Annotated in this window: 15 protein-coding genes and 1 pseudogene; 6 read left to right on the plus strand and 10 right to left on the minus strand. The window is 36.2% G+C overall.

Going from position 1 to position 19,276, the window contains the following annotated elements:
- The first annotated feature begins 91 nt into the window (after positions 1-91).
- The 3 genes from M2306_RS09105 (at position 92) to M2306_RS09115 (ending at position 2,830) form a co-directional block, all read left to right on the plus strand.
- On the plus strand, positions 92-739 hold the full coding sequence (locus tag M2306_RS09105; RefSeq protein ID WP_259190001.1) for a hypothetical protein: 648 nt from the start codon (positions 92-94) through the stop codon (positions 737-739).
- Between the two features lie 6 nt (positions 740-745).
- Positions 746-1,351, plus strand: a complete 606-nt coding sequence (locus M2306_RS09110) for an outer membrane beta-barrel protein (RefSeq protein WP_259190000.1) — start codon at positions 746-748, stop codon at positions 1,349-1,351.
- A gap of 141 nt (positions 1,352-1,492) precedes the next feature.
- Positions 1,493-2,830: a serine hydrolase domain-containing protein gene (locus M2306_RS09115; RefSeq protein ID WP_259189999.1), complete on the plus strand. Its 1,338-nt coding sequence runs from the start codon at positions 1,493-1,495 to the stop codon at positions 2,828-2,830.
- Positions 2,831-2,854: 24 nt separating this feature from the next.
- Here the strand turns inward: M2306_RS09115 and M2306_RS09120 are convergent, their stop codons facing one another.
- On the minus strand, positions 2,855-4,774 hold the full coding sequence (locus tag M2306_RS09120) for an OmpA family protein (RefSeq protein WP_259189998.1): 1,920 nt from the start codon (positions 4,772-4,774) through the stop codon (positions 2,855-2,857).
- Between the two features lie 408 nt (positions 4,775-5,182).
- Between M2306_RS09120 and M2306_RS09125 the strand changes: the two genes are divergently transcribed.
- From M2306_RS09125 to M2306_RS09135, 3 genes are all read left to right on the plus strand, one after another.
- Positions 5,183-5,773 carry a glutathione peroxidase gene (locus M2306_RS09125; RefSeq protein ID WP_002991140.1) on the plus strand — a complete coding sequence of 197 codons (591 nt, stop codon included), beginning with the start codon at positions 5,183-5,185 and terminating at the stop codon, positions 5,771-5,773.
- 57 nt (positions 5,774-5,830) lie between these two features.
- Entirely contained in the window at positions 5,831-7,483 is a 1,653-nt protein-coding gene (gene menD, locus M2306_RS09130; RefSeq protein WP_259189996.1) for a 2-succinyl-5-enolpyruvyl-6-hydroxy-3-cyclohexene-1-carboxylic-acid synthase, read from the plus strand.
- A gap of 61 nt (positions 7,484-7,544) precedes the next feature.
- Positions 7,545-7,889 carry a DUF2853 family protein gene (locus tag M2306_RS09135; protein WP_002991138.1) on the plus strand — a complete coding sequence of 115 codons (345 nt, stop codon included), beginning with the start codon at positions 7,545-7,547 and terminating at the stop codon, positions 7,887-7,889.
- 79 nt (positions 7,890-7,968) lie between these two features.
- Here M2306_RS09135 and M2306_RS09140 read toward each other — a convergent pair whose 3' ends face one another.
- From M2306_RS09140 to M2306_RS09180, 9 genes and pseudogenes are all read right to left on the minus strand, one after another.
- Positions 7,969-9,306, minus strand: coding sequence for an amidohydrolase (locus M2306_RS09140; RefSeq protein WP_259189994.1), 1,338 nt, complete (start codon positions 9,304-9,306; stop codon positions 7,969-7,971).
- Positions 9,307-9,316: 10 nt separating this feature from the next.
- Positions 9,317-10,033 (minus strand): ankyrin repeat domain-containing protein, encoded by a 717-nt coding sequence (locus M2306_RS09145; protein ID WP_259189990.1) that lies wholly within the window; start codon positions 10,031-10,033, stop codon positions 9,317-9,319.
- A gap of 68 nt (positions 10,034-10,101) precedes the next feature.
- Entirely contained in the window at positions 10,102-10,974 is an 873-nt protein-coding gene (locus M2306_RS09150; RefSeq protein ID WP_259189988.1) for a helix-turn-helix domain-containing protein, read from the minus strand.
- 102 nt (positions 10,975-11,076) lie between these two features.
- The gene (bshA, locus tag M2306_RS09155) at positions 11,077-12,213 is read right to left on the minus strand and encodes an N-acetyl-alpha-D-glucosaminyl L-malate synthase BshA (protein ID WP_115089730.1); all 1,137 of its coding nucleotides are present in this window, start codon (positions 12,211-12,213) and stop codon (positions 11,077-11,079) included.
- Between the two features lie 108 nt (positions 12,214-12,321).
- Positions 12,322-15,217 (minus strand): annotated as a pseudogene (locus tag M2306_RS09160) (serine hydrolase domain-containing protein).
- Positions 15,218-15,594: 377 nt separating this feature from the next.
- Positions 15,595-16,080 (minus strand): ABC transporter ATPase, encoded by a 486-nt coding sequence (locus M2306_RS09165; RefSeq protein ID WP_259189979.1) that lies wholly within the window; start codon positions 16,078-16,080, stop codon positions 15,595-15,597.
- Positions 16,081-16,082: 2 nt separating this feature from the next.
- Positions 16,083-16,874: a (Fe-S)-binding protein gene (locus M2306_RS09170; RefSeq protein ID WP_060873194.1), complete on the minus strand. Its 792-nt coding sequence runs from the start codon at positions 16,872-16,874 to the stop codon at positions 16,083-16,085.
- A gap of 57 nt (positions 16,875-16,931) precedes the next feature.
- Positions 16,932-18,257, minus strand: a complete 1,326-nt coding sequence (locus M2306_RS09175; protein ID WP_259189976.1) for a 4Fe-4S dicluster domain-containing protein — start codon at positions 18,255-18,257, stop codon at positions 16,932-16,934.
- A 64-nt stretch (positions 18,258-18,321) separates the two neighbouring features.
- On the minus strand, positions 18,322-19,251 hold the full coding sequence (locus tag M2306_RS09180) for an MlaD family protein (RefSeq protein WP_259189971.1): 930 nt from the start codon (positions 19,249-19,251) through the stop codon (positions 18,322-18,324).
- Positions 19,252-19,276: the final 25 nt, after the last annotated feature.

Consider the following 19,276-nt stretch of genomic DNA (forward strand, 5'->3'; position numbering starts at 1 on the left):
CTATCCTTTTTTAGAAAACATAAGACATTAATCTAAAACATCAATTTGAATATGTTAATAAAATGTTTATGTTTGCCCAAATTTTTTAACAATGAAGAATTTCTTACTCACCTTCCTACTTCTATTTCCTTTATTGATTTCAGCAAAATCATACAAAGGCACTGTTTATTATAAAAACGACAATAGAGCTGTTCATCTCGAAATTGAGATGCCCTTAAAAGTAAATGCGAAAAAACTAAAAGTTAGAATTGATGGTCAAAAACAGAGCCTCGATGCTAGTACCTTAGCCTACATGGATATTTACATCAATGACGGTCAAAAAAAGATTTCCTTTAGGCGCGGCAAAGTCTCTCATTTTAAAAAAAATGGTGAAATCCGCAAAAGACAAAATGTAGATGTTTGGTCTATGATAACAGATGTTAACGAAAACATTATTGTTTCTGCTGCAGGGCTAATGTATGATGTCAAAAAGAAAAAAGGGGAAGAGTACATATTGATTATTTTCGACCCTTTATCACAAGGTTTTTACTTAAGCAAGCACAATTCTGATATACTCGTGAATACAGATCCTTATTTGGATGAATCTTTTGAATCTAAAATAGGTGGAGCTAAAGAACTATTATTTCCTGAATGTGAAAACATCATGGAACTTTATGCAGAAGCTCAAAAATCAGAAAAAAAATCCAATCGACTCCATGTGTTACTTGAGACGTATAAAACTTGCTTAACAAACCAATAAACCAATATGAAATTAAAATTACACCTTACCTTTCTTTTCTTATTCCTTTCTTGCTATACAGCAAATGCGCAATTTTATGGCAATGATTTGTATTGCTACGATTGTGATTTCGAAATTGAAGTTGGTGGTACACTTTCCAATATTAATGGATTAGATGCTAGTGAAAAAGTAGGACTCTTCATTGGGTTATACAATTCGTATGATTTTAATGATCACTGGGCTATTCGATTTGGATTGGGTTATGCCAATCTTGGTGCTAGAATAAAAGAATACAATACCAATGTTGTTTTACACACGGCACTTATCGAACCGATTAGTGTACATTATACGTTTAAACAAAAGTTCAAAACTTTTCTTGGAGCAAATCTAGGGATGACATTTTATGGAAAAAATCCGTATAATGAGGAAGAACCAGGTATGAAGCTTATGCCTGAGAGCATCAAGTTTTTCGACGTCAGTCTTTTTGCTGGTGGTGGATACAAATTAACTGACAATCTTGATCTTAACCTCAGATACAATCTGGGTATGACGAATATCAACAACATGGAAGATTCTGATGCGAAATGGAAAAACAATTGGATGTCACTGAGCGTTGCTTATACATTTAGATAAATTACGCATTACTTTGTACTTTTTAAGCAGCCTCAATACTTGGGCTGCTTTTTTTATTTACCCCCTTATTCTTAGGTTTTGTCATGCGGTGGTCTACAATTAATTCAATATATTTGAAATCATCCGCAAGTATCTGATCCCATGAAAAACAAGTTGTCTCTGACCTTTATCCTTTTACTTGTCGCTCCTTTTATATGGGCGCAAAAATTCAATACCACCAAAGCAGATGAATACATCCAGCGTATTACTGCTCATCAAAGAGGCATTGGTTCAGTAGCAATTTATAAAAACAATAAGGTTATTTACACCCGAGATTTTGGTCATGAGTTAGTTGGAGAGGATAAACAAACCCCGCATCTATACCGCATTGGCTCCATTACGAAGATGTTTACTGCGGTTTTAATCTATCAGTTGGTTGATGAGGGAAAACTTAACTTAGATGATCGCGTTGCTTCATACTTTCCAGCACTCAATATCCCTAATTTATTTACAATTAAAATCAGTGATTTACTCAGCCACACGAGTGGATTGGATGATTATACCTGTAAAGATGACGATTTCTATTGGTTGAAAGAAGTACAAACCCAAGAGGACATTACGGATAACATTGTTCAACAAGGAACGCCTCATTATGGTTCAAAAAAGAAGAATTTTTTCTTTTCCAATACAGGGTATTATTTACTTGCGCGTATTGTAGAACAGAAACGCAACCTCAGCTATGATGAAGCAGTAAAGAAACACATCATTCAAAAGATTCATTTAAAAAACACCTATACGTCCAGCGATATTGTACCTTACGAGGTACAATCCTACCAACTTTTCGACCAATGGGAAACCATGAAAGAAATGAGTTTTGAAAACACCAATGGGGTCAATGATTTAATTGCTTCTATTGACGATTTAGCGCGATTCAATCAAGCCTTGTTTAGCCATAAATTAATTTCTAAAAATAGTTTAGCAAACATGAAACCGGTTCCTTATAAGGAAAAATACGGAAGAGGCATGATGTATTACCTCTATAAAAAGAAGAATTTTATTGGGCACACTGGCGGTACTTTCGGTTCTTTTTCTTTGCTTTACTACAATGAAGCAGAAAAGTTAACCTTTGTCTATGCTATTAATGGAGCCGCTTTTTCTCATTATCAATTATTTGATGCCTTACTGGCCATTCTCTATAATAAAAAATACACGTTACCTCAGTTTGAAACAATTCCTGTTACGGATGAACAATTACAACCTTATGTAGGAACATACCGTCAACCTCAATTGGATCTGACGATTGAATTTGTCATCGAAAAAAATAAATTATTCTTAAAGCCATCAGGCTGTAATCGCTATGCGCTACTAGATGCAGTAGGAGAAAACACCTTCCGATCACCAGAGGGAACCGTTACCTACAGTTTCAATCCAACCAATAAACAAGTGGTTGTGCAGCAGTTAAAAGCAAACTTTGTATTGAATAAAATAGAAACGGAATAGCTTGCGCTATTCCGTTTCTATTTTTTATCGCTGGAGAATAATAAACTCTGAGCGTCTATTTTGTTGATTTTCTTCGTCTGTACAAGTTTTACATGCCACTTTTGGCTCGCTACTGCCCATGCCCTTTGTTTCTACTCGTTGGGCATCAATGCCTTTGTCATATAAATACTGGGCTGTTGCATCAGCTCTAGCCTGTGATAGCTTTTTGTTGTACTTTTCTTTTCCCACTTGATCCGTATGCGCAACAATGAGAATACGCATCGTTTGATGCTCTTGCATAAAGGCTACTAAACGATCCAACTCATGCGCCCCTACTGCTGTAATTGCCGCCTGATCAAACCCAAAAGGAATGTCATTCAACACAATTTTATTATCTTGAATTTGAGGTTGTACTTGCTTTCTCAACAGAATCGGTTTCAAATCTGTCTCTTCTTTTTTACTCTTTCCCTCCTCTTCTTTATAAAAGTATTCCTCTTTTTCTACTTTTATCACATACGCTTTATCACAAGGAACCTCAACAGTAAATCGCCCTTGAGCATCCGTTTGTACTTCCGCCAGAACTTGACGTGAAACATCAACAAAAGTCAGCTGAACCCCTACTAAAACGTCTTTTGTTTCTCCATCTTGAACAACACCACTTATGTGAGTACCGCAAATAGGCTTCACGCGATAAATATCTTGTCTTCCTATGCGATTCGTTGAAAGGAAACCATATTCGCGCTGGCTATTGTAAACCCAATTAAAATCATCCTTCGGGGTATTGATTCCCTCTCCTAGATTTTGAGGTTTCGCTTGTGGATCATTTAAATCTAAGGCGTAAATATCCAATCCTCCATATCCGCCCCAACGATCTGACGTAAAATAAAGGGTATTATCTCCGCTAATAAAAGGATAGTCCTCGTTATATCCTGTATTCATGCGATCACCAAGGTGTTCTGGTTCTCCAAAAGTCTTTCCATCTTCTTCAATGGACACTCTCCAAAGATCTAATCCGCCAATACTACCCGGTTGATTAGAAGCAAAATAAAGGTAATCTCCTTTGGAGGTAATAAATGGATTAACATAGGTAAAACCTTCTTGTACAAAAGGCAACACCTTAATCTTTCTCCATTTCTTCCCTTTTCGCTCTGCCCAAAATAAACTCATCATCCCTTGGCGTTGTTTCACTGCTTTGTTTTTTCTAAACTTGCGGTGACGGTAACTTTCCGAAGTAAAATAAATCAACTTATTCGATGGATGCATAACTGCTTGTCCGTCCATAAAACGACGATTGATACGCCCGCGTACTAAACTATGTTCATAGACCGGTTCATCTTTGGACTTAATCATCGCTTGATAAATACCCATATTGGGTAAAGAAGTTCCCTTTTCTCGTACCTCAAATAATCGACGAACCCACTTTTGTTTGTATTTCGTTCGATTTGACACAAATAAAAGGGTATCTGTTGTAGACCAAGAGACACTGTGATCGGCATAAAACGAATCATTAATTCCGGATTCTTCAACAAAATAAATAGAAGGATTCGCCACAGCTGTAGGGTATTCCTTTGCATGTTGTAAAAAATAATGGGCGCGGGCATCCTCAGGAGCTCCTTTTGCAAACTTTCGCATCGCTGCTTCTGCTGCTTCATATCGTCCGTTTTGTGCCAAATTATAGGCCAAACGATAATAAAACTCTACATTTAAAGCAGGGTCTTGTTCCAATGCTTTCGCATAATATTGTGCGGCTTGAACAGAAAGTCCTAACTCGTCATAACACAACGCCAACTGTTGATAAATATAGTTTGGCGTATGGCGTCCTCTCAATAAACGCGTATACTCATCCTTCGCTTGAACATAAGTTGTTCGAGCAAAATACTTATCTGCTTTTTTTAAACTAGGTTTTCGCTTTCCTTGTGCTGTTACAGCTAAAATCAAAAACAAAAACACGATTGCTTTTATCATCTTAAAATCCTTTCACCTTGATTCAATACTACTAACGTCAAAGGATGCCTTGAGATTGCGGGGTTTTCTGCAGTTTAATAGCGAATTAACACGATAGACTTCCCTCATTTTGAATAAAGCAACAATTGTCCCTTTTTCTTATAATTCCTTTAATTTTTTGAACAAACTCAATTCAATTCTTTTCCTTGGTTGGACAATCTTTTTATTTCAGCAAAGAAAAAAGCGTTTTACGTTTAAAATAAAAATTTTCTACATTCATCAAGCAAATAAAAATACCAAATGCAGAAGAGCATCAAACGCTTCCTATTTTAAAACGTTAAAAACTTAGTATTTACAAAATCTATTTGTAATTTTAATACATCGTAAATCAGATTTACCATCAAGTGAATCTCTCAGCAACTGAATAGAATGAAAAAATATGTTTTGGCTTTTGCATTCCTTGCACTTAGCCCATCAATTGTAAAAGCTAACGAATACCTAAAACAAACATCAACCATGAAAGAAACTGCAAAAAACCAGCAAACGATTTACCAATTCAAGGTAAAAGATTTGTATGGAAATGATTTTGACTTTGCCTCATTAAAAGGAAAAAAAATAATGATTGTCAACACGGCTTCTGAATGTGGCTTAACCCCTCAGTATGAGCAATTGCAAAGCTTATATGAAGAATTTGGAGGAGACAATTTTGTCATTATTGGATTTCCAGCGAATAACTTTGGCAACCAAGAGCCTGGATCTAATGCGGAAATTGCAACCTTTTGTAAAGCGAATTTTGGTGTGACTTTTCCTATGATGGAAAAAATATCAGTAAAAGGAGAAGATATGGCACCCATCTATCAATTCTTAACAGAGAAAAAACAAAATGGATTTGCTGACAGTACAGTGGAATGGAATTTTCAAAAGTACTTACTAGATGAAAAAGGTCATGTAGTACAAGTAATCAATCCAAGAATCCTACCTAATGATGCTGAAATCAAGGAATGGATTAAAAAGAAATAAGCTAGAATAAGGAGGCCATAGTAATTTTATTCGTAATTTTATCTTTTTGAAATTACTATGGTTTACCCTACTATACCGCTTGCGCAAAGCATTATTGAACTTTGTAAAGCAAAAAAACTAACAAACGTTGTTATATCACCAGGATCTCGTAATGCCCCCTTGACTATTGGGTTTACCAACGATCCTTTTTTCACTTGTTATAGTATTGCAGATGAACGCTGTGCAGCCTTTTTCGGTATGGGACTTGCACAACAAACACGTATACCCACAATTCTAGTGTGTACTTCAGGTTCTGCTTTATTAAACTATTATCCCGCAGTGGCTGAAGCCTTTTACAGTCAAATTCCCTTGATTGTTTTATCTGCAGATAGACCCCTACATAAAATTGATATTGGAGATGGACAGACAATACGCCAACAAAACGTGTATCAAAACCATATTCTATATAGTGCTAATTTAACAGAGGACGCTAATTCAACTAATGATCAGCTGATCAATACCGCGATTAATACCGCGATTACTTCGCAAGGGCCTGTGCATATCAACGCTCCCTTTGAGGAACCTCTGTATCAAACAACGGAGCAACTAAGCGTGAATCCTATCGTTGAAGAGCCTTTGTTTCCTGCTTTACCTGCTGTTGATTACGATTACTATGCAAAGCAATGGAACAAAGCGACTAAAAAGCTGATTCTAGTAGGTAGTCTTGCTCCTCATACACTAACGGATGATGTCATTGCAAAACTAACTGCGGATGGATCTACCCTATTTTTAGCAGAGACCATTAGCAATATTCAAGCACCTGGTGTAATCAATGCCATTGATCGTTTGGTTATTCCGATGGATGATGAAGCCTTGCAAAACTTACAACCCGATATTTTATTGACGTTTGGTGGCATGGTGGTCAGCAAAAAAATCAAGCAATTTTTACGCCAATATGCTCCTAAGCAACATTGGCATGTGGATATGCTACGTCATTACGATACATACGATTGCTTGACAGATCGCATCTGTACAGATGCCCAATCTTTTCTGACTCAGTTGACAGCCAATACGCAGCCTATTTCCTCCACTTATAGTAGCTGGGCCAATGCTATTATGGTAGCGCGTAATACCCAACACAAGCAACTCTTACAAAACGCTATTTTCTCTGATTTTACTGCTCTTGATTACATCGTGAGTCAATTGCCTAAAAACAGTCAAATACAAGTAAGCAACAGCGCAGTTATACGTTATGTACAACTGTTACCAGTCGATTCGAGTATAGCGGTATTTTGCAATAGAGGAACAAGTGGTATTGACGGCTGTACTTCAACTGCCCTTGGAGCTTCTATCGGATCTGGAAAGTCAACAGTACTCTTAACAGGTGATATTAGCTTCTTTTATGACAGCAATGCCTTGTGGAATGCTTACGTTCCCAAAGACTTTAAAATCGTCCTAATCAACAACGGAGGAGGTGGAATTTTTAGAACGCTTCCAGGACATCAAGAGAATGAAGTCTTCAATACGTATTTTGAAACTACACATCAGCATACCGCTCAACATCTAGCAGCCATGTATGATTGGGCTTATTTTCAAGCGGATACAACTGAGGCTTTATCAACACAAACCCAAGCCTTTTTCAATACGTCAGATAAACCCGCTATTCTCGAGGTAAACACCCCTACCTTGCTCAATGATGAAGTATTTAAAAAATATTATCGCAATATGTAATTTTTTTCACGCTATCTCTTTTATTTTTAGTAACTTGTAGGGAACAAAAAAAAATAAAATTATGAGTAAAAGAGCTGAACTAATTGAAAAATACGCGGCAGATTTAAAAGACAAATGCGGTGTAAAACCTAACATGGAATTATTAGAAAAAGTGACGATTGGTTGTGGACCTTCGATTTACAATCAAGATTCTTCTACTGTAGCAAGTTCATCAGAGAAAGAAATGGCTACTGTTCGCACTAATTTTCTAATTAAAAAATTAGGATTAAAAGACGATGCTAAATTAGATGAAGGATTGAAAAAAGTAGTAGATCAATACGGTGCATCTAATAAACACAAATATAGAGCAGTATTATATTATCTATTAACGGTTCACTTTAAAAAAGAATCCGTGTATTTAAAATAAGAAAAAAATAAAAAAAGAGCAATGGATACCATCGCTCTTTTTTGTTGTTTGTTGTTCCTATCGAGCTAAAACGTTTGTTTTAGATTTGATACACTAGTTTTCCTTTTGTAAAAACAGCTGCTCTTTGAGGAGTACGCGCTACTGCCTCTGCTGAACAAGATGCTTCAACCAAAATAAAGCTTGCTTCATCACCTACTAAAGGCCATACTTGTTTCCCTTCTTCATTCAAAGGCAAAAGCTGGTCTTTGGTTGCAATACGCAATGCTCTTGACAGCGACAATTCATCTCGCCATCCATATAATTCTGCCGTTAACTTGGCTTTTTCTAACATATCACAAGATCCAAATGGAGACCAATGATCAATAATACTATCCGTTCCTGTCATAAGTGGAACATGATGCTTGTAAAAAGTAGGAATAGGCATATTCAATTTACCAATAGGAACCGTTGAAATAACTCCAATTCCAACTTCTGCCAACTGTATACTTATCGCTTCTGTTTCCTTTGCATCTAGTTGTCCTAAGGCAAATCCGTGACTAATAAAGGTCTTTCCTTGGAGTGCCTTATTCTCCTTTACTGTAGCAATCATATATTCAATAGCGGGTAAACCGGTAGCACGTCCTTCATGCAAATGAATATCAACTCCTATACTGTGATCCAAAGCAATTTGAAACATAACATCAAGTGATTTCTTCATATCTCCATCTACGGAAGTCGGGTCTAATCCACCGATAAAATCTACTCCCATTTGAGCTGCTTCGCGAAGCAACCCTTCTGAATCTGAATATAGAATTCCATGCTGTGGAAAAGCGACAATTTCAGCTTGAATATCCTCCTTTTTATTCGCTAATGCTTTTTGGAGATTTTCTAAACTCTTCAAACCGCTAGTTGGTTCAATATTCGTCTGACAACGGGCAAAATAGGTTCCTTTACTGTTCATCAACTCAATTGCTTTTTCTGCTTTTTCTGTTGAGTGAATCAATAATTCTGGTAAAATACGACGCTCTAAATCAATCATATCTTTTACTGTTTTACCGCGCAATGGCTCTGCATGCCAAGGTTCGCCATAAAACGTCTTGTCAATGTGGATGTGCATATCTCTCAAACCAGGCAATACCAGTTTGCCAGCAGCATCAAAAACAGGGAGGGTATATGCCTTTCCTTGCGTAGCTTCAATCGATGCAATTTTACCTTCTTGAATATGTAAGTCGTATAATCCTGTTTGTGTTGCCTTTACTTGTCCATGGTCATTGTAAATAAAACCTTCCTCTAAGCGTGCATTAATCAATACAAAGGTTGGATTTGCTGCTGTCAATGGCTTTACCTGCTTATCTTTCTCTTCTGCCCAAGCTGTTCCAGCCAAAAATAATCCTCCAGCTCCAGCTGTTGTTAAGTGAAGAAATTCTTTTCTATTCATCTTTTATCTATTAATGAGCTCCCGCTGCTTCTAATAATTGAACCATTGCCGTAAATTTTCTTGCTTTCGCATGATGCAACGGCGTCTTTCCATCGTGATCTGGAATATTTACATCCACTCCACCGTCAATCAACGCCTTGACAATATCCACATGTACTGTTCCACCATTACTCAATACAATGGCTTCCATTAGCGCAGTCCAGCCTAAGCGATTCACGTGATCAATAGGAAAATTTGGCGTATTCACTAATAGCTTTACCACTTCGAGATGTCCTTTCTCTGCAGCAGGAATTAAAGCTGTTCCATTGTAACGATTAAATATTGTGAAATCAGCGCCATGAGCTAACGATTTTTGAACTAATTCTAAGTTTCCTTCTGCTCCTGCATAGAGAAAAGGGCTATTTAAATTAGTGTCTTGGGTATTGACATTTACTCCTTGATCCATAAGATACAAGGCTATAGGATTGTATTTTTTATAGGTAGCCACCATCAACGGTGTTTCTCCTTTGCTATTTTGAGCTTCAAGATTTACACTATTTGCCGCTAAAATTTCTTTTACTTTCGTTAGGTTATTGGCAGCAACGGCTTGAAATAATTCTTTTTCTATTGTAGTATTCATGGTATACGTTATTTCATTTGTGTTTGAATCGGAACAACTAGCCATCAAATTCGTTGATAATCCAGCGGTACAAATCAACAACAAAGAACGCATTATATGCCTCGTCATAAGCTATATAGATTTAAATTAGTAACAATACAAAGATAGAGTTACCCTTTAAAATAGCCGTTGTATTTTTACAATGCTTTATTGTAAATATTATAACTCTCCCGAAATTGACCAGGGGTTTTATTTTTCCATTTTTTGAAGTAATGGTTGAAATACCCCGTATCGTGAAACCCTAAATCATAAGCAATTTCCTTAATCGATAAATCTGTCGTAATCAGCAAACGCTCGGCTTCTAGAATCACGCGTTGTTGAATACTATGACTGGCAGAAATCCCTAATATCTTCTTCACCCGTATATTTAGATAGTTGGGGGTGATATGCAATTTTTCTGCATAAAAAGCCACCTGGTTCTGTGTCTTAAAATGCGTTTCTAATAAAACCTTAAACTCTTGTACCTTATTGTCTTTTACTTGTGCCTCTAAGGCTGTATAAGTATGAAGATACTGACGTTGAATCATTTTCAACAACAAAAAGAACTGTAGAATACTTATTTCCTGCCCAATGGCATCTTCCTCCGCCAATACTTGATGTAGTTTCTTTAATTCGTTTTGTATCGCTTCATAGGCATCAGCAGTCAAGTTTAATACAGGCGGAACATCGAGTTGAAAAAAAGGCAAGGCACTAAGGCGGTCCAACAAATGAAGTGTATTTGTTGAGAACATCAACTGATACCCCACCGTATCATCCGACAATTTCCAATAATGTACTTGCTGTGGGCGAAGAAAGTGAATCTGAAAGGGCTGTACTTCTAAACGCATAAAATCAATTTCGTGAATTCCAGTTCCCTGTTCCACAAAAAAAATGAGATAAAAATCGTGCTTATGCGGGAGTACTAAATCATTACGCCCTCTTTCTGTATGTTTAAACAAGGTAATATCCCAAGTCTCTTCTCCGATTATTTTAGATCGACTCCAAGTCTCTATGGTCTTTGTTTCTTTCATCAGATTGTACCTTTACTCTTACCTCCTTTTAGTTAAGCAATAACAAGATAAGAAAAAAAAACTCGCTTCTTTGCAGAAGCGAGTTTTATCTAGCTATTTGAATTATATTTTTTCTTTTAGCGCTACTGCTTGATCATACAGTTCTTCGTACATCGGAAGAATTTCACTGATTTGAAAGCGTTTTGCTGTTTGACGAGCACCTTCTTTGAAACGACATAAAGTATCTTCATCTTTTAAGATGGCTAAAGCATTTTTAACCATATCATCAACATCCTTTACATTGCTTAAATAACCAGATACTCCGTGTTCGTTTACTTCAGGTAAACCTCCTGTATTACTAGAAATTACAGGCACTCCTACAGCCATAGCCTCTAAAGCAGCTAATCCAAAACTTTCCGTTTCGGATGGCAGTAAAAACAAATCAGAATACCCTAGAATTTGGTTTACTTCATTACTATTTCCAAAGAAAATAATCTTGTCGTAAATACCCAATTCCATTGCTAAGCGTTCTGCTTTTTCCTTTTCAGGTCCATCCCCTACCAACATCAATTTGGCAGGAACCTCTTGTTGAATTCCATAAAATATTTTCACCACATCGCCGATGCGTTTTACCTTTCTGAAATTACTGATATGCGTGATGATGAACTCCCCTTTTTCTGCCATAGCACTACGCTTACAAGGCGTTTCTGAGCAATCAACCTCTTTTACTTCTATGAAGTTAGGGATAACACAAATCTCTTTTTTACTTTGAAACAGTTCATACGTAGATTGTTTCAAAGATTCTGAAACCGAAGTAACAAAGTCTGATTTATTAATACTAAACGTTACTGCACTTTTGTAATTGGGATGATTTCCAACTAAGGTAATATCAGTTCCGTGTAACGTAGTAATCATCGGTAAGTCGATTCCCTCCTCTTTGAGCATTTGCTTCGCCATATACCCTGCATAAGCATGTGGGATAGCGTAATGTACGTGTAAAACATCAATATTGAATAGTTTTACGATATCCACTAATTTACTAGACAAAGCCAATTCGTATGGCTGATAGTGAAATAGAGGATATTCGGGTACATTCACTTCGTGATAGTAAATCTTAGGGTTTAATAAAGCTAAACGAACGGGTTGACTATAGGTAATAAAATGTACTTCGTGATCTCTTTTTGCTAGTTCCAAACCTAGCTCTGTAGCTACAACCCCACTTCCACCGAAAGTTGGGTAGCATACGATTGCGATTTTCATATATGAATTATTTGGTGCTTAAAGATACTTCGAATTATTTATACTCAATATAAACTTTGTCCTCAGATTTAAGCAACTCCGTTAATTTAACACAAACTTTGTATTCAATTAATGTATAATAGACTCATAAATAACTTGTTGTATATTTTCTCGAACGTTCTCTTTTGACAAGCGATTGACGTTAGAATCAGGGTAAGTACGATTAGAAAGGAAAACGTAAACTAAGTCATGTTCAGGGTCTGCCCAAGTCATTGTTCCTGTAAATCCAGTGTGTCCAAAGCTTGTTAAGGATGCACAACCACAAGTAGGTCCTGGTTTTCCTTGTTGTTGGGGTTTATCAAATCCAATACCTCTTCTATTTCCTTTTGCACAATATACACAAGCATTAAACGCTTCAAATGTCGCTTTAGAGAAAAAGCGTTCTTCTCCATATTCTCCTTCATTCAAATACAACTGCATCATTTTTGCTACATCCAATGCTGTACCGAAAAGTCCTGCATGACCTGCTACTCCTCCTTGCATCGCAGCCCCCATATCGTGTACATAACCTTGTACCGTAGTATAGCGATAATAGTTATCCTCTTCAGTTGGAGGAATCTCATTGATATCAAATTTTCTCAACGGTAAATAAGTCAGGCGATTCGCTCCTATACGCGTATAAAATTTAGCTTGAACCAATTGATCTAAAGGTTGGTGATATGCTGATTCAATGTATTCTTTTAATGAAATAAATCCTAAATCACTGTATTTATACTCTATTTTCTTTGCTAGCTTTGTTTGTGCAATTTCTTCTAACATCACCTGAGTATATCCTTTTCTCAAGAATAGATTCTCGCTCACTTGTGTTGGGAATTCAGGAGAATACTGTAAACGATACAAGGTCATATCTGGGTGTTTGGTACTGTCTAATGTACTTTTTATAAAAAGGCAACCAAGCAGGCAACCCCGATTGATGCGTCAATAAATCCTTTAACGTGATATCCTTTTTATCTGTCTTCTTAAATACAGGCACCAAATCACCTAATTTTGATTGCATGTTGATTTTTTGATCATTGTACGCCTTTACTACCATCGGTAAGGTAGCTAAAATCTTCGTCAATGAAGCTAAATCATATAAATCTGTATTTTTAACGGGAAAGTCCGTTTTATACGTATGATAACCGAACGACTTGTTGTACACCACTTTTCCATGACGCGCCACCAGTATTTGTGCGCCAGGCATCCATTGGTTAGCAATAGCATGATTGGCAATACTATCAATCTTCGTCAATACTTTTGGATCTAATCCTTCATTGTGAGGAGTAGAAAACCCCAAGCGGTGTATCGGTTTTGTTTTGATTCCTGTACCTACATCGTATTTACTTGTAATTGTCACAGGCAATTCACCTTTAGCACCAATAGATCCAAAGAGTACCTGAGCAGCTGCTTCTTCAGCAAATGTATTATTTTGATAACCTACAACAAGGGCTTCTAAATCTTTGATTTCTGTTTCAATTCCCGATAAAGCATACGGTTTTGCAAAAGAAACTAAAATTGTTCGATTGTTTTTTGCAATAGTACCAATAAGGGCTTTTTCTTCCTCAGAAAAGTTATGGTTTCTCCATGGATTATCCACTTTGTGATACCCAACAACAACCAATGAATACGCACTAAGACGAGCAATATCTGAGCTTTCTACTACATCTACAGTAGCAAAATTGCGCATCATATCTAAGAAAGGCGCACTGTCATCATCTCCTAATCGAACATAAGCGATTTTCTCTTGCTCTAATTTGTGAACGGGCAGTACTCTATTGTTGTTTTTTACTAGCGTAATTGCCTCTTGGTATAATTTTGTATTTAAATCGTCATATTCAGCTGCATTCAAATCTTCAACTAGCTGATTCGTATTGATAAGTAAAGGTTTATTCAACCCTACGCGGTATTTATATTCCAATATCTTTTTTACAGAATAGGCCAAACGGCTTTCTGTAATGGTTCCAATTGCATAAGCTTCTTTTAATTTCTCTACTGCTTTTGCTACATCTTCTGAAAACAACAACAAGTCATTTCCAGCCATAAAAGCAGCTAAATCAACTTCACCTGGAGTCAAATAAGAAGAAACACCTTTCATATTTAAGGCGTCTGTAAAAATAAGGCCTTCAAACCCTAATTCCTCACGCAATAATCGAGTTACAACATTATAAGAAAGAGAACTAGGAATTGCATTATCAGGTTCATAAGCAGGCAAATTCAAATGCGCCACCATCACACTAGACAAATCGTTTTTAATCAATTTTTTATACGGATATAGCTCTACGCGGTGCAAGCGATCTTTATCCAAATCAATCAAAGGTAATTTATAATGCGAGTCACTTGAGGTATCTCCGTGACCAGGAAAATGCTTTGCTGTAGCGAATAGTCCTTCATTTTGGTATCCACGCATAAAAGCAAGCGCTTTATCTGTAACAATTTCTCTTGTTTCGCCATAGGCTCTTACTCCGATAATAGGATTAAGCGGATCAATATTCACATCGACAACAGGACCAAAATTAAAGTGTATCCCTAGGCGTTTTGATTGCTTGGCCATCGCCTGACCTACTTGCTCAATCAAATCTAAATCTTGTACAGCTCCTAAGGTCATATTATACGGAAATCGGTAGGTAGAATCTAGGCGCATACGCAGTCCCCATTCCCCATCTATCCCCACTAACATAGGTAATTTGCTTTGTTTTTGTAGACGATTAGCAATAGCAGCTTGTCGCTGTGGTCCGCCTTGGAAAAAGATTAAACCACCAACATGATTGGTATTGACTAACGCTTCTAATTCTTGTACGTGTTTTTCATTTTTATTGGAATATGCTGCAACCATAAACAGTTGCCCAATTCTTTGTTCTAATGACATGGAATTGTAAACACTATCTACCCATTGGCGTTGTTGAAGTTCAGTAGGTTGTGAATTAGTTTTAGATTGCCCATAAGACAAAAAGGGCAATAATAGCAGTGTTAACAATACGTTTCTCATATATTTTCTTAGCTTTTTTTAAAACAGAGATGTTGAAGTCAAACAATAAAAATCTCTATACTTGCAAACTTAGCAAATCTACTTTACTTAAAAAAGAATATTTACGAACTTTATTTTAAGATAACCTTGCAATTTTATCAATTTTATAAAAAATCATCAATTAAAAAGCATAGAAAAAGAGAAATACTAAAGATATCTAACAAATAATCCCATTACTTAAAAAATTTAATGTAATTTATCTGCAATTGGGTAATCTCTTTCTTTTTCATCCAAAATCGTAAGTAAGGTTAATTTATACACTTTGAGAGATATCCATAAAAAAAAATCGCCAAAAATTGACGATTTCTTTTTTTATTTTATACTAGATTGGGTGCCTTTTATCTGAAAAAGCGGCTATGCCAACTTTCTTCTGCAGGTACTTCCCAATATTCGCGATATTCTCCTAAATCATTCACTAGATTATTGAATACAATCGTACTGGCAGAAACAGCTTTTGTTTTCACCATTTGCTTAAATTCCATCACGGTTTTAAACGCAATGAACTCCCCTGTTTTATAGGTAACATTCATTTTATCCAACAAATCTACGTTGTATTTTTGTTCGATATCTTGAATTACGCGTACCGATGCATCAATAGAGCAACCTGATGCAGGGTGAATATCTTGGTCTACAGCTAAGATAATAAAGCGATTGTATTTAATCTCGTATGAAGCAGTAAGTGGCGTAGCGTGAGCTACCCATTCTTCCGCAAATTGACTAAGTACAGCATCTATATCTTGTACTTCTTCATCGGTAAACTTTCTATTTGACTGATAAATCCAAACTCTTGAATGATCAGGCATTTCTTCAAATGGTTTAAACATAATTATAAATCTTCCGCATTTGCAATTAATTCGGCAACGTCAAGTACTTTAACTTCACCTTCTTTTTCCTTGAACTTCACACCATCCGTAAGCATGGTGTTACAGAATGGACATCCTGCAGCAATAATTTCTGCATTAGTATTCAATGCTTCTTCTGTTCTTTCTACGTGCACTTCCTTGTTTCCGTGTTCTGGTTCTTTGAACAATTGCGCTCCACCAGCACCACAACAAAAACCATTCAATCTTGAACGTTTCATTTCAACAAGTTCTGCATCTAACTTCTCGATCAACTGACGAGGTGCTTCAAAAACGCTATTTGCACGCCCTAAATAACAAGGATCGTGAAACGTAATGCGTTTTCCTTTGAAGCTTCCGCCTTCAATTGTCAATTTTCCGTCATCTAAAAGAGATTTTAAAAACTGTGTATGGTGTACCACTTCGTATTTCCCTCCTAAATCAGGATATTCATTTTTCAATGTATTAAAACAGTGAGGACAAGCTGTTACAATTTTCTTTACCTCATAGCCGTCTAATACTTGAATATTCATCATGGCTTGCATTTGAAAGGCGAATTCATTTCCTGCGCGTTTTGCAGGATCACCTGTACATCCTTCTTCTGTACCTAATACAGCGAATGATACATTGGCTTTATTCAACAGTTTTACAAATGCTTTTGTTATCTTTTTTGCTCTATCGTCAAAACTACCAGAACAACCTACCCAAAATAAAACATCCGGTTGTTCTCCTTTTGCCATCATTTCGGCCATTGTAGGCACTACTAAATTTTCTGACATAATTTATTGGTGTCTATTTAAAATCAACAGCTGTTGTCAATTTATCTTGTTAGTTAATTAGTTTTCGTCCCTCCAGTTTAAGCGATCCATTTGGTTATACTGCCATGGTGCTCCGTTGTTTTCAATATTCTGCATCATATTGTTTAATTCAATTGGTGCAGCACTTTGTTCCATTACTAAGAATCTTCTCATATCCATAATAATTGACAAAGGACTAATATCGATTGGACATTCTTCCACACATGCATTACACGTATTACATGCCCATAATTCTTCTGGCGTAATATAATCGTTTAATAGTGTTTTACCGTCATCTACAAACTTTCCGTTGTTTGCATCTAATATCTTGCTTACATCTTCGATACGATCACGTGTTGACATCATGATCTTACGAGGAGAAAGTTTTTTTCCTGTTGTATTTTGTGGACACGAAGAAGTACATCTACCACACTCAGTACAAGAATAAGCATTCATCAATTGTACCCAGTTCAAATCCATCACATCTTGAGCACCAAATTTTTCTGGTTCCCCTACTGGTTCAGCAGGTGCTGCAAAAGGATCTGCATTAGGATCCATCATTAAAGCTACTTCTTTCTTTACAGATTCTAAGTTGTCAAACTCCCCTTGTGGTTCTAAGTTTGCATAGTACGTATTAGGGAAAGCTAAGAAAATGTGTAAGTGTTTAGAGTAATACAAGTAGTTCATAAAGAACATCACCCCAATAATATGTGCCCACCAGCAAAAACGCTCAATAAAAGCTACTGTTGCAAAATCCATTCCGTTAAATACAGGTGAAATTAAACTTGAAATAGGGAAAGATCCTACAGCGGTATAATGCGAGTAATTATTTAATTGTAAGTAATGATCTGCTGCATTCATTACCAAGAAGAATACCATTAAGATGGTTTCAATATAGATAATGTTATTTGCATCGCGTTTTGCCCATCCATCTAATTCAGGTTGATTTAAACGCTTTAATTTTAGAATATTTCTTCTAATCCAGAAAACAGCAACTCCAAAAATAACAAGGAATGCCAGTACTTCAAAGCAAGCGATTAATACATCATAGACAACGCCTAAAAAGCTGAATGCACGGTGTGTACCAAATAATCCATCAACAATAATTTCTAACATTTCAATGTTGATGATTACGAATCCTACATACACAAAGATGTGTAAAATAGCAGGAATAGGGCGTTTAACCATTTTCGATTGCCCTAAAGCAACGCGAATCATGTTGCGCCATCTGTCTTTAGGTCTATCGGTACGGTCAATCTTTCGACCTAACTTAATGTTGCGAATTAATTTCTTTACATTTCGAATAAAGAAGCCAAATCCCGCGATAAGTAATACTAAAAATAATGCTTGGCCTAAATACTGCATAGTTGTAATAAATTGTTTCTGTAAAGTTGTTAGTTTTTTTGGTTAGATTGGTTCTAAATTTCTGTTATTCCTTTTTTTCTTCCTTTTCTTGGTAAGGTGTCGCCTTTTTACCAAATAAAGAGAAGTGAACATAACGTTTTGGATTTTCTTTTAAATCGCGCATTAATTGCTCTAATTCTTTTGAAGCTCCAGTTAGATTTTTATATAGTTCTTCGTCCTTTAATAGCTTACCTACCGAACCATTTCCATTTTCAATATCCGCTAAAAGTTTATCAATATTAGCAGAAGCACTCTGTAAGTTAGCAAAAGTTCCGTTAATATCCAATTCACTTAGCTCTTGAGAAAGCCCTACAAAGTTTTTACTCATGACATTTAAGTTTGTCATGGTTCCTTTTAACTGAGGCTCGATTCCGTTCATTAGTTTATTAGCTCCAGCTAACGTCCCTTTTAACTCTGTAACGCTCGTTTTTAAATCCGCTTGCATTTGCTCATCCAATACACAATTAATGGCCACTAACATGGAATTTGCATTTGCTAAAACTTCATCAAGTTTTACTTTTAAAGGTTCTAATTCCCCAACTAATTTCTCTGTAATATCAAATTGAACATCTCCTTTTAAGTATTGTCCAGATTCAGCATAATCTGTATCGCCAAATTTTGGATCGATGGAAATTCCTTTTCCTCCTAATAATCCAGGAGAATAAATTGTTGCCACACTTGATTTTGCAATATCAATAGGATGCGTCATCATTAACTCAACAACCAGCTTACCTGTTTGTGCGTTGATATTAATACGAGATACCTTTCCTACGACTAAACCGTTAATTGTTACACTAGAAGACGTTGTAAGTCCTTCAACATTATCGTATTCAACATAATATTTAGTACTATTATCAAAAAGGTTTCTTCCATCTAAAAAAGAATATCCCCAAATAAATAAAGCAATTGCTCCTAATACTAAAACAGCTGTTTTAATTTCTCTAGATATTTTCAAAACTCTATATTTTTATATATAACAC

The organism is Myroides gitamensis (assembly GCF_029894455.1).
Lineage (GTDB): Bacteria > Bacteroidota > Bacteroidia > Flavobacteriales > Flavobacteriaceae > Flavobacterium > Flavobacterium odoratum.

Coding starts and splice junctions, on each gene's coding strand:
- M2306_RS09105 (WP_259190001.1), top strand. CDS start 92: ATGAAGAATTTCTTACTCACCTTCCTACTTCTATTTCCTTTATTGATT.
- M2306_RS09110 (WP_259190000.1), top strand. CDS start 746: ATGAAATTAAAATTACACCTTACCTTTCTTTTCTTATTCCTTTCTTGC.
- M2306_RS09115 (WP_259189999.1), top strand. CDS start 1,493: ATGAAAAACAAGTTGTCTCTGACCTTTATCCTTTTACTTGTCGCTCCT.
- M2306_RS09120 (WP_259189998.1), bottom strand. CDS start 4,774: ATGATAAAAGCAATCGTGTTTTTGTTTTTGATTTTAGCTGTAACAGCA.
- M2306_RS09125 (WP_002991140.1), top strand. CDS start 5,183: ATGAAAAAATATGTTTTGGCTTTTGCATTCCTTGCACTTAGCCCATCA.
- menD (WP_259189996.1), top strand. CDS start 5,831: ATGGTTTACCCTACTATACCGCTTGCGCAAAGCATTATTGAACTTTGT.
- M2306_RS09135 (WP_002991138.1), top strand. CDS start 7,545: ATGAGTAAAAGAGCTGAACTAATTGAAAAATACGCGGCAGATTTAAAA.
- M2306_RS09140 (WP_259189994.1), bottom strand. CDS start 9,306: ATGAATAGAAAAGAATTTCTTCACTTAACAACAGCTGGAGCTGGAGGA.
- M2306_RS09145 (WP_259189990.1), bottom strand. CDS start 10,033: ATGACGAGGCATATAATGCGTTCTTTGTTGTTGATTTGTACCGCTGGA.
- M2306_RS09150 (WP_259189988.1), bottom strand. CDS start 10,974: ATGAAAGAAACAAAGACCATAGAGACTTGGAGTCGATCTAAAATAATC.
- bshA (WP_115089730.1), bottom strand. CDS start 12,213: ATGAAAATCGCAATCGTATGCTACCCAACTTTCGGTGGAAGTGGGGTT.
- M2306_RS09165 (WP_259189979.1), bottom strand. CDS start 16,080: ATGTTTAAACCATTTGAAGAAATGCCTGATCATTCAAGAGTTTGGATT.
- M2306_RS09170 (WP_060873194.1), bottom strand. CDS start 16,874: ATGTCAGAAAATTTAGTAGTGCCTACAATGGCCGAAATGATGGCAAAA.
- M2306_RS09175 (WP_259189976.1), bottom strand. CDS start 18,257: ATGCAGTATTTAGGCCAAGCATTATTTTTAGTATTACTTATCGCGGGA.